Raw genomic sequence first — 12,896 nt, forward strand, 5'->3', positions numbered from 1 at the left:
GCCCGTGTGCGCAGTCGAAAGGCCATCGTGAAGATTTCCCTGCTCCGCCGCTTCGTCGTCCTCGCGGACGAACTGCACTTCCCGCGCGCGGCGGAGAAGCTCGGCATCCCGCTGGCTTCTCTCTACACTTCGATCGACAAACTCGAGGCCGAGGTGGGTCACCCGATCGTCCATCGCGACGGGCCCACGCGTTTGACGCCCGTCGGCGAACTTCTGCTGGTGGAGGCGCGGGCCGAGGTGGCCGCCGCACCGGAGCCGGTGCGCAGCGCCCCTGCCCCGGCCGGAGGCAAGGCCAAAGCCTCGAAGGGCAAGGGCCGGGCGCCCGCGGTGAAGGGGCAGCCGAAGCCGTACAAGAAGCGTCAGGGGCGCTGAGCGCCCGTCAGGGGCTCAATCCCAGTCGAGGTACTCCTCGATGACGACCGCGGTCTCGATCGGGTGCGTCATCGGGAACAGGTGATCAGCGCCGTCGATGCTCTTGACGCTCGCGCGCTCGGGTGCCGTGGACTGCAGCTGCTCACCGTTGGCGAACCGATTGGCGAGGTCCTTGGTGCCCTGGATGATCAGCACGGGCATCACCGGCGCGAGAGGCAGGTCGTTCTCTTCGACACCGAGCAGTGCGAGACCGTTCACCCGGTCGGCGTGCGCCAAGGCGAAGGCCCGTGCGACCGTGCCGCCGAAGCCGTGCCCGCCGATCCAGGTATCACCCAACCCGACGTGGTCGATCACGGCGAGGGCGTCCTCGACCCGATCGTCGAGGGAGACCTCTTCGCGCTTGGCCTCGGCTCGATGGCCGATGCGCAGCACGTGGAATCCCGCTTCCTCGGCGAGGTAGTGCGCCACGACACCGAGGACGTCCGCCGCCAGATCGCGCTCCTGGATCAGGACGAGCTTGACAGGACCGTCGCCTTCATCGACGAACGGGATCGCGCGACCGTCGGGTTCGAAGATCTGGGTGTCGGTCATCGGCGTGAATCTCCTCGTGCCGTCGGTGTCAGGAACTCAGGCGGGACGTCCACGGCGGACGCCAGCGGCCGGACCGCGGCCGGAGCCGCCGTCCTCCAGCCTAGCCGCATGTGCTCTCCGGCCGACGCTGCCGCTCAGACCTCCGTCACCTGCCCGGCCTCCACCCGCCAGTGCCGGTCGGTCTTCACGGTCGCGAGCATCCGACGGTCATGGGTGACGAGCAGCAGAGTGCCCTCGTAGGACTCGAGCGCCTGTTCGAGCTGCTCGATCGCGGGCAGGTCGAGGTGGTTCGTCGGCTCGTCGAGCACGAGCAGGTTGACGCCCCGCGCCTGCAGCAGCGCCAGTCCTGCGCGGGTGCGTTCCCCGGGCGAGAGCTCATCGACGGCGCGCATCACGTGATCGGCTTTGAGACCGAACTTCGCGAGGAGCGTGCGCACCTCCCCGGACGCCATCTCCGGCACGAGCTCCTCGAAGGCGCCGGCGAGCGGCTGCGTGCCGACGAGCTGCGCACGGGCCTGGTCGATCTCGCCGATCTGCACGCTCACACCGAGGCTCGCCGTTCCCTCATCGGGGAGTTGCCGCCCGAGCAGCCCGCGCAGCAGCGTCGATTTCCCGGCGCCGTTCGGTCCGGTGATGCCGATCCGCTCCCCCGCGTTCACCTGGAGCGACACCGGGCCGAGCTGGACGGATCCCTGTCGGAAGACGGCGGAACTCAGCGTGGATACCACCGAGCTGGAACGCGGCGCCGAACCGATCGTGAACTCGAGCTGCCATTCCTTGCGCGGCTCCTCGACCTCTTCGAGCCGAGCGATCCTGCTCTCCATCTGACGCACCTTCTGCGCCTGCTTCTCACTCGACTCCGCAGACGCCTTGCGTTTGATCTTGTCGTTGTCGGGCGCCTTCTTCATCGCGTTGCGCACGCCCTGGCTCGACCACTCACGCTGGGTGCGGGCACGGGCGACGAGGTCGGCCTTCTTGTCCGCGAACTCGTCGTACTTCTCGCGCTGGTGTCGACGGATCGTCGCCCGCTCCTCCAAGTACGAGTCGTAGCCGCCGCCGAACACGCGGTTGCTCCCCTGCGCGAGATCGAGCTCCAGGACGCGGGTGACGCATCGGGCGAGGAACTCGCGATCGTGGCTGACCACGACGACACCTCCGCGGAGGCCGCGCACGAACGCCTCCAGCCGCTCGATGCCGTCGAGGTCGAGATCGTTCGTCGGCTCGTCCAGCAGCGCGATGTCGAAGCGCGACAGCAGCAGTGCGGCCAGACCGACGCGCGCCGCTTGTCCGCCCGACAGCGATGTCATCAGCGTGTGGGCCGGATCCTCGCCCAGATCGAGGCCGAGGTCGGCGAGCACTGCCGGAAGCCGCTCTTCGAGGTCTGCCGCCCCGCTGGCCAGCCAACGATCCAGCGCGGCCGAGTAGGTGTCGGCGGGGTCTGTGCCAGGCGCAGCGAGAGACGGATCCCCGAGGGCCGCTGCGGCAGCATCCATGTCTCTGGTCGCCGCCGCACACCCGGTCCGGCGTCCGATGTAGCCGACCACGCTCTCATCCGCGACGCGCTCGTGTTCCTGCGGGAGCCATCCGACGAAGGCATCCGCCGGCGAGAGCCGAATGGTCCCGGCCTGCGGCTCGTCGACACCGGCCAGCAGCTTCAGGAGGGTCGACTTCCCTGCACCGTTGGCCCCGACGAGGCCCACGACATCACCCGCGGTGACGGTCAGGTCGAGGGAGTCGAACAGGGTGCGGTGGCCGTACCCGCCGGCCAGCCCTTGGGCCACGAGTGTTGCGGTCATCCGTCAATCCTGTCACCCGTGCGAATGGTGCACGGACGCGGTTCCTCCGACAGCGGTGACGACATTCGATCTCTCGAGTCGTCGCGTCAGCACGAGTGCGATCGTGAGAGGCACGGCAGCCACGACCCCGAAGGAGATGTCGATGAGCTGCCAACCGATCGGCAGACCACGGATGGCTCCGGCGATCACCGCCAGCGGGACGATACCCGCGCACATGATGAGGCCCCAGATGGTCACCCACACGTTGCGCACTGGATCGATGAGCGGACCGATGAAGGCCACCGCGATGGCCAAGTGCGCGAACGCCAGCCAATCCGTGCCATAGGCCAGGAACGGATAGTCGTTCCCGGTGACGTCGAGCCCTTCCGCTACCCGCTGCACCCAGAAGGCGACGTCGGGGAAGGTCGCGCTGAGGCCCGTGTTGTTCAGGATGTCGCGCCCGAGCGACAACTCTTCACGGAGCGGGAAGGCGGTGACCCCGCTCACCACGAGCCCGACGATGACGATGACCAGGCAGACACGGATGACCAGCGCGCGGCGTCTCCCGAGCGCGGCGGGATACGAATCCGGTGTCTCGACTTCCATCACTACCTCCCGGTTTCGCCGAGCTCCGGTGTCGGCCGGGTCTCATCGATCACCATGGGTCCTCCGACCGGTGGGAGTCAGTTGTGGTGGCGGAACCCCACCGAGTTCCACCACCAAAGGCTGCGCTACGCAGCCTGAAGTGGTTTGATCGCCGCGATCTGCTCGGCGGCACGATCCTCAGCCAGATCCAGTTCGTAGCGCGTCTGAAGATTGAGCCAGAACTGTGCCGAGACACCGAAGTATCGCGCAAGCCGCAGGGCGGTATCAGCCGAGATCCCCCGCTTGCCGTGCACGATCTCATTGATCCGACGCGGCGGCACACCGATGGCGACAGCGAGCTTGTTCTGCGTGATCTCGAAACCCTTGATGAAGTCCTCCATGAGGACCTCACCCGGGTGAATCGGGGGAATCTTGTCAGTGGTAGTCAACGATCTCCACCTCCTCTGGGCCAGCGTCGGTCCACACGAAGCAGATCCGCCACTGGTCATTGGCTCTGATGCTGTATTGGCCGGCTCGATCACCCTTCATAGCTTCCAGCCGGTTTCCTGGCGGGAGACGAAGATCGTCAATCGATTCTGCAGACCCCACTTGCCGAAGCTTGCGCAACGCCACCGAGAGGATCCGAGGATCGACCGACGGTACGCGCTCACGACGCCACAGACGTTCGGTCGCCTTGCTCCCGAACGATCTGATCACACCCAAGAATATAACGGACCCCGTTAATGATGCTAGACGTTATACCGGGACCCCACGACGTGCCATAACCAAGCAGCCTCATAGGATCGCCAGATTCGCGGCACACCGGCGAGCACGAAATGAAGTCGGCACAAAGCTGTGCCGCACCCCATCCGGACATGTCCTGAAAGCGCTCAGGCCTCTCCGCGATGATTCATGTGATCTGTCACATGGAAGCGAAACGGTGGCATACCACCGCGATCAGGCCAACAGAACCTGTCACTGTCACGCCGGTGTCGAAATGAGCCGCGCCCGTTCGTGGTCCTGATAGCCGGATGCAACGATTCCGGCCCGATCAGGAAGGGCCTCCTCCATGTTTATGGATCCGATGTTGACGATCATCTATCACCAGGCCGAGACCCGGCGGGCCATGGTTGAGGCGGAGCGACGTCGCGTTGCCGCTGAACGCAGGGCGGCCGCCGAGGCCGAGGGCCCGCGGCGAAAGTCTTCCGACCGCACACCGATCCGGCGGCTTTTCCGGAAGACTGTCGCAAGCTGAACGGCCCGCTCGGAGTATATGTAGCGAGGAGATGATGGCCATGCCGGAACCCCGGGACGACACTCAGGATGTCGCGACGGTGATCACGCGCACGCATCGGGAGGAGTGGGCGCGGATCGTCGCGGGACTCACGCGGCGGTTCGGAGACCTCGACCTGGCCGAGGAGATGACCGCGGAGGCGTTCGCGACCGCTGTCGAGCATTGGCCAGCACATGGCATACCGCGGAACCCTGCCGGGTGGGTGACCACGACAGCGAATCGCAGGGCGATCGACCGGCTGCGACGTGAGGCGCGTCGAGACGAGAAGCACTGGGAGGCGCTGCGGCTGCACGATCCGGAACCCGCCGCCCCGACCGGCGCCATCGAGGATGATCGGCTTCGGCTGCTGTTCATCTGCTGCCATCCGGCGCTCTCGCTCGACGCGCGCGTCGCGCTGACCTTGAGGATCGTCGGCGGGCTCACCGTCGCCGAGATCGCCCACGCGTTCCTCGTGCAGGACACGACCATGGGTCAGCGGATCAGCCGGGCCAAAGCGAAGCTCAAGGCGGCCGGCGTCCCCTTCGCGATCCCCACGGCGGAGGACCTCCCCGAGCGCATCGATGCCGTCCTCGTTGTGCTGTATCTCGTCTTCAACGAGGGATACCTCGCTTCCGGCCCCGACACGCCCGCGATCCGGCGCGAGCTGACCGCCGAGGGGATCCGACTCACCCGGCTCGCACAGGGACTCCGTCCTGACGATGCCGAGGTGGTCGGTCTGCTCGCGTTGATGCTGCTCACCGACGCCCGCTCTCAGGCCCGCGTCTCGGTCGACGGTGAGCTGGTGCGGCTCGATGAGCAGGATCGGGGGTCCTGGGATCGAGAGTTGATCGCTGAGGGTCTGCAATTGCTCGGATCACGGGAGGCTGATGAGCCCTCCGGCAGATACCGGCTACTCGCGGAGATCAATGCCGCCCACGTGACCGCCCCGCACCCGCGTGACACCGACTGGGCGCGCATCGCGAGCCTCTACTCCCGGCTCGAGGAGATCGACCCGAGTCCACTCGTCACCCTCAACAAGGCCATCGCGATCTCCGAACACGACTCACCCGACCTCGCTCTCGCGATCATCGACCGACTCGCCGACGCGCTCGACAGCCACCACGCCTTCCACGTCACCCGTGCGGAACTGCTGCGCGCGACCGGCCGCTCCGCCGACGCCCGAGCGGCCTATGACCGCGCAATCGGTCTGGCCGCGAACACCGCCGAGACCACTCACCTCATCCGCCGACGGAATCAGCTCGCACCATCGAATGGAGAACTCTCATGAGCAGCAAGTACCTCGTCATCCACATGTCCGACCCCACCGGCACCGATCTGACCCAATCCGAGGACCAGGCGATGCTCGAACGCTGGGCTGCCGAGGGCGAAGCGGCGGGACGTCTGGGCGAGGGGGCACCTGTCGCGGGTCCCGAGCAGGCGAAGTCCGTCGTCGTCCGTGACGGCCGCGCCCTGATCACCGACGGCCCGTTCCCCGAGTTCAAGGAGTGGTTCGCCGGCTACGACCTCATCACCGCCGATTCGATCGACGAAGCCGCCGAGTACATGACTAGGCATCCGGTCGCGACCCTCGGCCGCATCTACATCCTGCCGCAGGTGAGGCTGCCGTGGGATCAGGAGTGATCGTCACCAAGAATGACGCTAGTTGTTGAAGCGGAACTCCACGACGTCGCCGTCCTGCATGACGTAGTCCTTGCCTTCGAGGCGCGCCTTGCCCTTGGCGCGGGCTTCCACGACGGAGCCCGTCTCGACCAGGTCGTCGAACGAGACGATCTCCGCCTTGATGAAGCCCTTCTCGAAGTCGGTGTGGATGACACCGGCCGCCTGCGGCGCCTTCGAACCCTTGGGGATCGTCCACGCACGAGCCTCCTTCGGACCGGCCGTGAGGTAGGTCTGCAGGCCGAGGGTGTCGAAGCCGATGCGGGCGAGCTGGTCCAGGCCCGACTCGTCCTGGCCGGTCGACGCGAGCAGTTCTGCCGCATCCTCCGGATCGAGGTCGATGAGCTCGGACTCGATCTTCGCGTCGAGGAAGATCGCCTTCGCGGGAGCGACGAGACCGGCGAGCTCCGCCTTGCGCGCATCGTCGGTCAGCACGGCCTCGTCGACGTTGAACACGAAGATGACGGGCTTCGAGGTGAGCAGACCGAGTTCCCGGATCGGCGTCAGATCGATGCCGGCGACCGACAGCAGCACGCCACGCTCCAGAGCGTCCTTCGCCGCCTTCGCGGTCTCGAGCACGACGGGCTCGATCTTCTTGCCGCGGACTTCCTTCTCATACCGGGTGATCGCCTTGTCGACGGTCTCCAGGTCGGCGAGCATGAGCTCGGCGTTGATCGTCTCCATGTCGGACGCGGGATTCACCGTGCCGTCGACGTGGACGACGTCGTCGTCGGCGAACCCACGGACGACCTGCGCGATGGCATCGGCCTCGCGGATGTTCGCCAGGAACTTGTTGCCGAGTCCCTCTCCCTCGCTCGCGCCGCGCACGATGCCGGCGATGTCGACGAACGACACCGCAGCCGGGAGGATCCGCTCGCTGCCGAAGATCTCGGCGAGCTTCTCCAGACGCGGGTCGGGCAGGTTCACCACGCCGACGTTGGGCTCGATCGTCGCGAACGGATAGTTCGCCGCGAGCACGTCGTTCTTGGTGAGTGCGTTGAAGAGAGTGGACTTGCCGACGTTGGGCAGGCCGACGATGCCGATAGTGAGAGCCACGGGGCATAAGTCTACCTCGCCCCGCCTGACGGGATCGCCGGAACCAGGCGCTTCCGTCGCGAGCGGCTCAGTCCCGGATCGCTCGGAACGCCCTGGTCACATAGGGCAGATCGATCGTGCTCTCGCCGTCGAGTCCGAGTTCGTCGAAGAGGTCGTCCATCTCTCGCCGGATCCGCGCCTTCTCTTCGGCGGGGGCGGTGATGACGAAGCTGCGCGAGGACGCCATCCGGTGCAGGTGGTCGCGCGAGATCGGACGCACCCACTCCCACGACTCCTCCTCCAACGGCCCGAACGGCGCGGCGACCTCGGGCCCGCCGTCGGCCAGCATGACCTCGGCATTGCTGCCGTGCATGATCTCGGTGAGGCGCCGCACCCAAGAGACGCGCTCGTCGCGGATGTTCCAGATCAAGCCGAGCACTCCCCCACTGCGCACCGTGCGACCGATCTCGGCCGAGCCGGTGACCGGATCCACCCAGTGCCAGGCCTGCCCGAGCACCACGGCGTCCAGGCTGGAATCAGGGAGCGGAAGGGATTCCGCTGTGCCCGCGAACGTCGGCACGCCGGGCACAGCGAGCCGAAGCGCGGCGAGCATCTTCGGATCCGGATCGATCGCGACGATCTCCGCGTCCGGCGCCCCGGCCAGGACCCTGGTGAGTTTCCCCGTGCCCGCGCCGACGTCGGCGATCCGCCGCGAGCCGACCGGCATCTTCTCCAGCATCCACGCGACCGCATCGAAAGGGTACTCAGGCCGTCCGACCTCGTAGTCCCCGGCCTGTGCTCCGAACGACGTCGCCATCTCCTCAGCCATGCCGCCAGCCTACGGCGAGTCTGCGTGCTGCTCGGCGCGCTCGGAGGGAGAGTGGTTGTGTGCCCTTGGACTTCACTGCGATCGACTTCGAGACCGCGAACTCCAGTCCTGCCTCGGCCTGCTCCGTCGGACTCGTCCGTGTGCGCGGAGGCGAGGTCGTCGCCACCACGGGATGGCTGATCCAGCCACCGCCCGGGCACGACGAGTTCCAGGAGTGGAACGTTCGCATCCACGGCATCCAGCCCGAGGATGTGCTTTCGGCCGCCACGTGGGTCGACCAGTTCGACCGCCTGTGCGCGTTCGCCGGAGCCGACGTGCTGGTCGCCCACAACGCCGGGTTCGACCTCAACGTCCTGCGCCGCGCCTCCGAGGCCACGGGGCAGAGTTGCCCGCCTTACCGTTCACTGTGCAGCCTTCAGGTCGCTCGCAAGACGTACGAGCTCGAGTCCTATCGCCTGCCCGTGGCCGCAGCCGCCGCCGGCTTCGCGGAGTTCGCACATCACGACGCTCTCGCAGACGCCCGCGCATGCGCACAGATCGTGATCGACGCGGCAGCCCGAGCGGGCGCCGCCGACGTCTTCGCCCTCGCCGATGCCCTGAGTCTGCGCGTGACCGCCCCTGTCCCCCCTGTCGCGCCCGCACTGGAGCGCGCGGTCGCCTGATCCACCGCTCATCCGCGTGCGCGGCGACCTCGGAATGTCGGACGCCGGGAGCATCATGAACACATGGATGCACTCTCTGTCGTTCTCGTCCTCGTCGCCCTCGCGACGGGCGTCACGGTGGGCTGGTTGCTGCGGGCCGGCCGCGGAGCCGCGGAGCTCGCCCGTGCGCAGGCCGAACTCGCGGCTGCGCGCGACGACCGTGACCGCCAATATGACCTCTACCGCGACGCCGTCGAGCATGCCAGGACCGAGCAGCGCGCCGAAGCCCAGAGAGTCCAGCAGCAGAATGCCGTCCTGACCGCCCTCGCGCCGGTGCGGGAGAGTCTGCAGCAGATGCAGACCAAGGTCGCCGCGATCGAGCGGGAGCGTCACGCGCAGTTCGGCACGCTCGAGGAGCAGCTGCGTCGCGCCCAGGAGTCCGACGAGGCACTGCGGGCAACCACGGAATCACTCGCGGGAGCCCTGCGCTCGACCGCCACGCGCGGTGTCTGGGGCGAGACTCAGCTCCGCCGTGTGGTCGAAGCCGCCGGCCTCACTCGGCACATCGACTTCGACCTGCAGGCGACGATCTCCTCCGACCGCGGACAGGGACGACCCGACATGGTCATTCGTCTCGCGGGCGGCAGCTCGATCGCCGTCGATGCCAAGGTGCCCCTCGACGCCTATCTCGAGGCCTCCGCACTTCCCCAGGGAGACGCACACGAATCACAGCGCCGCGCGCACATGCAGAAGCACGTCAGGGCGGTCCGCGCGCACATCGACGCGCTGGCGAAGAAGGCGTACTGGACCGGCCTCGACGCGAGCCCGGAGTTCGTGATCTGCTTCCTACCGAGCGAATCGCTTCTGGCCGCCGCCATCGATGAGGATCCGACGCTGCTCGACTACGCATTCAGCCGCCGCGTCGCACTCGCGTCACCCGTCAACCTGTGGGCGGTCCTGAAGACGGTGGCCTTCACCTGGACGCAACAGGAAGTGTCCACCGAGGCCCGCACCCTGCTCGCGCTCGGCACGCAGCTGTACGACCGCCTGGGAACCCTCGCCGGGCACGCCGACGATCTGCGCCGCGCTCTGGAGCGGACGGTCGACAGCTACAACCGCTTCGCCGGCTCCCTCGAGACGCGTGTGCTGGTCACGGCCCGACAGTTCCCGGGGGTCGACGAAACCGCGCTCGCCTCCGTGCCCCCGTCGACCGCGGCGAGCGCACGCCGCTTCACGGCTCCCGAGCTGCTCGCCGCAGACGATCTTCCCGAGAGCGCCGATGTCACGGTGGAGCGCGTGAGCGACGCGGCAGTCACCGCTGACGTCGGCGACGTGCGAGCACGCCTGGCAGAAGACGAGAGGTCGACGCCGTGACCGAGTGCGTCGGGGGTGCGACAGACGAGGTCAGGCGATGCCGGGGACGCCGCTGAGAAGCAGAATGACCAGGCCGCTGGTCGCGAGGAAGGCTCCGATCATCCACCAGGCGCTGATCTCGTGACCCTCGTCGCGACGGACCCGGAACAGGACGTCAGCGCGACGCGCGGGATCCACCAGAGCTGCGGGTGGAGGTGTCACGGGAGGAGTGGCACCGAGACCGGGTTCGGCATCGGCACTCACCCGGAGAATACGCCCCGTGTTCGTGGTGACTATCTTCGTCGCGGCGGCCTTCGAGCCGCTCGTGTGCTGCGTTGTCATCCGTTCGCCCTCCTGTGCCTGCGGTGCCTTGCGGCTCCGTCCACGGCGACAAACCCAGTGACAATTGTGACACGGCGCTCCCGAAAGCGTGGCTCACGCCACTCGGAACCGATACCGGCTCGATAACGATGACCCGATGCGCCGCGTGGCCGTCACCGCGAGGCCGCGGCCTCAGACCGGGCGGAAACCGGGGACACGCAAGCTCAGAGCCACTTCGAGACGAGGTGCTCCGAGGCGATACGACGCAGTGTTCCGGAGGCACCGCGAAGCACGACGCTCTCGGTGTACACGTATCCCCGCTCACGCCGTACCCCGGCGACGAGCTGCCCGTCCGTGACACCGGTCGCGACGAAGATCGTGTTGCTCCCCTGCACCAGGTCATCGGCCTCGTAGACCTTGTCCATGTCGAGGCCGGCGTCGATCCCCCGCTGGCGCTCCTCGTCGTCGCGCGGCCAGAGGCGTCCCTGGATGTGTCCGCCCAGGGCCTTGATGGCGCACGCGGTGACGATTCCCTCCGGGCTCCCCCCGACGCCGACGCACATGTCGGTGCGGGCATCGTGCCGAGCTGCGTTGATCCCGCCGGCGACGTCGCCGTCGCTCATCAGGCGGGTACCGGCCCCGGCATCGCGGATCTCCTGGATCAACCGCTCGTGACGCGGACGGTTGAGCACGGAGACGACGATCTCATCGACGGGCTTGTCGAGCGCACCGGCCAGCTTGCGGATGTTCTCGCCGATCGGAAGGCGGATGTCGACGACTCCGACGCCGGCGGGCCCCGTGACCAGCTTGTCCATGTAGAAGACGGAGGAGGCGTCCAGCATCGTCCCCCGGTCCGAGACCGCGATCACGGAGAGTGCGTTCTGGCGACCGGCTGCGGTCAGCGAGGTGCCGTCGATGGGATCCACGGCGATGTCGCACAGCGGGCCGCGGCCGGTGCCGACGACCTCGCCGTTGAAGAGCATGGGCGCGTTGTCCTTCTCGCCCTCACCGATCACGACACGGCCCTGGAAGTCGACGGTGCCGAGGAACGCGCGCATCGCATCGACGGCGGCACCGTCCGCGGCTTCCTTCGCACCCCGCCCGATGAAGGGGACCGCGCGGATGGCTGCGGCCTCGGTCGCACGGACCAACTCCATCGCGAGGTTTCGATCGGGACGAAGAGGGCTCAGATCCGCTGTCAGACTCACCATGCGGTCAGCCTAGCGAGCGGAGAAGCGGAACTGCCCGGTTTTCCTGCCCGTGACAACGAAGGAATCTCGATTCTTAACGTCACCGCAGAAGCTGGGCCGCCCGCGCCCCGTCACGTCTGCGGCAAGTCCGTATGCGCCCCGATAGAGTGGCACCTGTCCCGGCTTCACCTACCGCAGGAGTTCATATGCCCGTCGCCACCCCGGATCAGTACGCCGAAATGCTCGACCGCGCGAAGGCCGGCGGCTTCGCATACCCCGCTTTCAACGTCTCGAGCTCGCAGACGATCAACGCCGTCCTCCAGGGGCTGACCGAGGCCGGCTCCGACGGCATCATCCAGGTCACCACCGGCGGTGCCGACTACTTCGCCGGCCACACCGTCAAGGCCCGCGCCACCGGTGCGCTCGCGTTCGCCCGATACGCCACCGAGGTGGCGAAGAACTACCCGGTCACGGTGGCTCTGCACACGGACCACTGCCCGAAGGACGCTCTGGCCGGCTTCGTGGAGCCGCTGATCGCCGCCTCCGAGGAAGAGGTCAAGGCCGGGCGCAACCCGATCTTCCAGTCGCACATGTGGGACGGCTCGGCGGTTCCCCTCGCGGAGAACATCGAGATCGCGAAGGACCTCCTCCCCCGCATGAAGAACATCAACGCCATCCTCGAGGTCGAGATCGGCGTCGTGGGCGGCGAAGAGGACGGTGTGCAGCACGAGGGCTCGAACGAAGCCCTCTACACGACGTTCGCCGACGTCGACCAGGCTGTGCAGGCACTCGGCCTCGGCGAGCAGGGTCGCTACATCGCCGCCCTCACGTTCGGCAACGTGCACGGTGTGTACAAGCCCGGTGGCGTGAAGCTTCGCCCGGAGCTCCTCGGCGAGATCCAGGCGCAGGTCGCGGCGAAGTACAACACGGGCGCGAAGCCGCTCGACCTGGTCTTCCACGGCGGATCCGGCTCGACCGATGATGAGATCGCGCTGGCTGTCGCCAACGGCGTGATCAAGATGAACATCGACACCGACACGCAGTACGCGTACACGCGCGCGATCGCCGACTACATGTTCAAGAACTACGACGGCGTGCTCAAGGTCGACGGCGAGGTCGGAAACAAGAAGCAGTACGACCCGCGTGCCTGGGGCAAGATCGCGGAGACGGCGATGGCCGCCCGCGTGGTGGAGTCGACCCGTCAGCTCGGCTCGTACGGTCAGTCCCAGAGCTGACCTTTCCGCGTCGAAAGAG

Annotated in this window: 15 protein-coding genes; 6 read left to right on the forward strand and 9 right to left on the reverse strand. The window is 67.3% G+C overall.

What is annotated here, in order from left to right:
- Positions 1-27: 27 nt before the first annotated feature.
- The gene (locus KV397_RS11020; RefSeq protein WP_153243823.1) at positions 28-372 is read left to right on the forward strand and encodes a helix-turn-helix domain-containing protein; all 345 of its coding nucleotides are present in this window, start codon (positions 28-30) and stop codon (positions 370-372) included.
- A 15-nt stretch (positions 373-387) separates the two neighbouring features.
- Here KV397_RS11020 and KV397_RS11025 read toward each other — a convergent pair whose 3' ends face one another.
- The 5 genes from KV397_RS11025 to KV397_RS11045 all read right to left on the reverse strand — a co-directional run bounded on the left by KV397_RS11025 (position 388) and on the right by KV397_RS11045 (position 4,040).
- On the reverse strand, positions 388-963 hold the full coding sequence (locus KV397_RS11025) for an alpha/beta fold hydrolase (protein ID WP_131491875.1): 576 nt from the start codon (positions 961-963) through the stop codon (positions 388-390).
- Positions 964-1,097: 134 nt separating this feature from the next.
- Entirely contained in the window at positions 1,098-2,759 is a 1,662-nt protein-coding gene (locus tag KV397_RS11030; RefSeq protein ID WP_261811273.1) for an ABC-F family ATP-binding cassette domain-containing protein, read from the reverse strand.
- A gap of 12 nt (positions 2,760-2,771) precedes the next feature.
- The gene (locus KV397_RS11035; RefSeq protein ID WP_261811274.1) at positions 2,772-3,344 is read right to left on the reverse strand and encodes a hypothetical protein; all 573 of its coding nucleotides are present in this window, start codon (positions 3,342-3,344) and stop codon (positions 2,772-2,774) included.
- A gap of 125 nt (positions 3,345-3,469) precedes the next feature.
- Positions 3,470-3,772: a HigA family addiction module antitoxin gene (locus KV397_RS11040; protein WP_131491872.1), complete on the reverse strand. Its 303-nt coding sequence runs from the start codon at positions 3,770-3,772 to the stop codon at positions 3,470-3,472.
- Positions 3,759-4,040, reverse strand: coding sequence for a type II toxin-antitoxin system RelE/ParE family toxin (locus KV397_RS11045; protein ID WP_315972127.1), 282 nt, complete (start codon positions 4,038-4,040; stop codon positions 3,759-3,761). The genes KV397_RS11040 and KV397_RS11045 overlap by 14 nt, the downstream gene beginning before the upstream one ends.
- 578 nt (positions 4,041-4,618) lie before the next feature.
- Between KV397_RS11045 and KV397_RS11050 the strand changes: the two genes are divergently transcribed.
- Both KV397_RS11050 and KV397_RS11055 read left to right on the forward strand, forming a co-directional pair.
- Positions 4,619-5,884, forward strand: a complete 1,266-nt coding sequence (locus KV397_RS11050) for an RNA polymerase sigma factor (RefSeq protein WP_261811275.1) — start codon at positions 4,619-4,621, stop codon at positions 5,882-5,884.
- Positions 5,881-6,237: a YciI family protein gene (locus KV397_RS11055; protein ID WP_131491869.1), complete on the forward strand. Its 357-nt coding sequence runs from the start codon at positions 5,881-5,883 to the stop codon at positions 6,235-6,237. The genes KV397_RS11050 and KV397_RS11055 overlap by 4 nt, the downstream gene beginning before the upstream one ends.
- Before the next feature lie 18 nt (positions 6,238-6,255).
- Here the strand turns inward: KV397_RS11055 and ychF are convergent, their stop codons facing one another.
- Both ychF and KV397_RS11065 read right to left on the reverse strand, forming a co-directional pair.
- On the reverse strand, positions 6,256-7,329 hold the full coding sequence (gene ychF / locus KV397_RS11060; RefSeq protein ID WP_261811276.1) for a redox-regulated ATPase YchF: 1,074 nt from the start codon (positions 7,327-7,329) through the stop codon (positions 6,256-6,258).
- A gap of 67 nt (positions 7,330-7,396) precedes the next feature.
- Positions 7,397-8,137 carry a class I SAM-dependent methyltransferase gene (locus KV397_RS11065; protein ID WP_131491867.1) on the reverse strand — a complete coding sequence of 247 codons (741 nt, stop codon included), beginning with the start codon at positions 8,135-8,137 and terminating at the stop codon, positions 7,397-7,399.
- Between the two features lie 59 nt (positions 8,138-8,196).
- Here KV397_RS11065 and KV397_RS11070 point away from each other — a divergent pair, with 59 nt between their 5' ends.
- On the forward strand, positions 8,197-8,799 hold the full coding sequence (locus KV397_RS11070) for a 3'-5' exonuclease (protein WP_134353299.1): 603 nt from the start codon (positions 8,197-8,199) through the stop codon (positions 8,797-8,799).
- A 63-nt stretch (positions 8,800-8,862) separates the two neighbouring features.
- A complete protein-coding gene (locus KV397_RS11075; protein ID WP_261811277.1) occupies positions 8,863-10,152 on the forward strand; it encodes a DNA recombination protein RmuC in 1,290 nt (429 codons plus the stop codon).
- Between the two features lie 30 nt (positions 10,153-10,182).
- Here the strand turns inward: KV397_RS11075 and KV397_RS11080 are convergent, their stop codons facing one another.
- A complete protein-coding gene (locus tag KV397_RS11080) occupies positions 10,183-10,473 on the reverse strand; it encodes a hypothetical protein (RefSeq protein WP_261811278.1) in 291 nt (96 codons plus the stop codon).
- Between the two features lie 203 nt (positions 10,474-10,676).
- Positions 10,677-11,663 carry a class II fructose-bisphosphatase gene (glpX, locus tag KV397_RS11085; RefSeq protein ID WP_047523222.1) on the reverse strand — a complete coding sequence of 329 codons (987 nt, stop codon included), beginning with the start codon at positions 11,661-11,663 and terminating at the stop codon, positions 10,677-10,679.
- A gap of 185 nt (positions 11,664-11,848) precedes the next feature.
- On the opposite strand from glpX, the gene fbaA reads away from it, so the two are divergent.
- Positions 11,849-12,877 carry a class II fructose-bisphosphate aldolase gene (gene fbaA, locus KV397_RS11090; RefSeq protein WP_047523221.1) on the forward strand — a complete coding sequence of 343 codons (1,029 nt, stop codon included), beginning with the start codon at positions 11,849-11,851 and terminating at the stop codon, positions 12,875-12,877.
- The last annotated feature ends 19 nt before the right edge of the window (positions 12,878-12,896 follow it).

The sequence above is a fragment of the Microbacterium aurugineum genome (genome assembly GCF_023101205.1).
Lineage (GTDB): Bacteria > Actinomycetota > Actinomycetes > Actinomycetales > Microbacteriaceae > Microbacterium > Microbacterium aurugineum.

Bases quoted from the DNA above. Each gene is read 5' to 3' on its own strand.
- fbaA (WP_047523221.1), top strand. From the start codon at position 11,849: ATGCCCGTCGCCACCCCGGATCAGTACGCCGAAATGCTCGACCGCGCG.
- KV397_RS11065 (WP_131491867.1), bottom strand. From the start codon at position 8,137: ATGGCTGAGGAGATGGCGACGTCGTTCGGAGCACAGGCCGGGGACTAC.
- KV397_RS11050 (WP_261811275.1), top strand. From the start codon at position 4,619: ATGCCGGAACCCCGGGACGACACTCAGGATGTCGCGACGGTGATCACG.
- glpX (WP_047523222.1), bottom strand. From the start codon at position 11,663: ATGGTGAGTCTGACAGCGGATCTGAGCCCTCTTCGTCCCGATCGAAAC.
- KV397_RS11030 (WP_261811273.1), bottom strand. From the start codon at position 2,759: ATGACCGCAACACTCGTGGCCCAAGGGCTGGCCGGCGGGTACGGCCAC.
- KV397_RS11075 (WP_261811277.1), top strand. From the start codon at position 8,863: ATGGATGCACTCTCTGTCGTTCTCGTCCTCGTCGCCCTCGCGACGGGC.
- KV397_RS11055 (WP_131491869.1), top strand. From the start codon at position 5,881: ATGAGCAGCAAGTACCTCGTCATCCACATGTCCGACCCCACCGGCACC.
- KV397_RS11080 (WP_261811278.1), bottom strand. From the start codon at position 10,473: ATGACAACGCAGCACACGAGCGGCTCGAAGGCCGCCGCGACGAAGATA.
- KV397_RS11035 (WP_261811274.1), bottom strand. From the start codon at position 3,344: ATGGAAGTCGAGACACCGGATTCGTATCCCGCCGCGCTCGGGAGACGC.
- KV397_RS11025 (WP_131491875.1), bottom strand. From the start codon at position 963: ATGACCGACACCCAGATCTTCGAACCCGACGGTCGCGCGATCCCGTTC.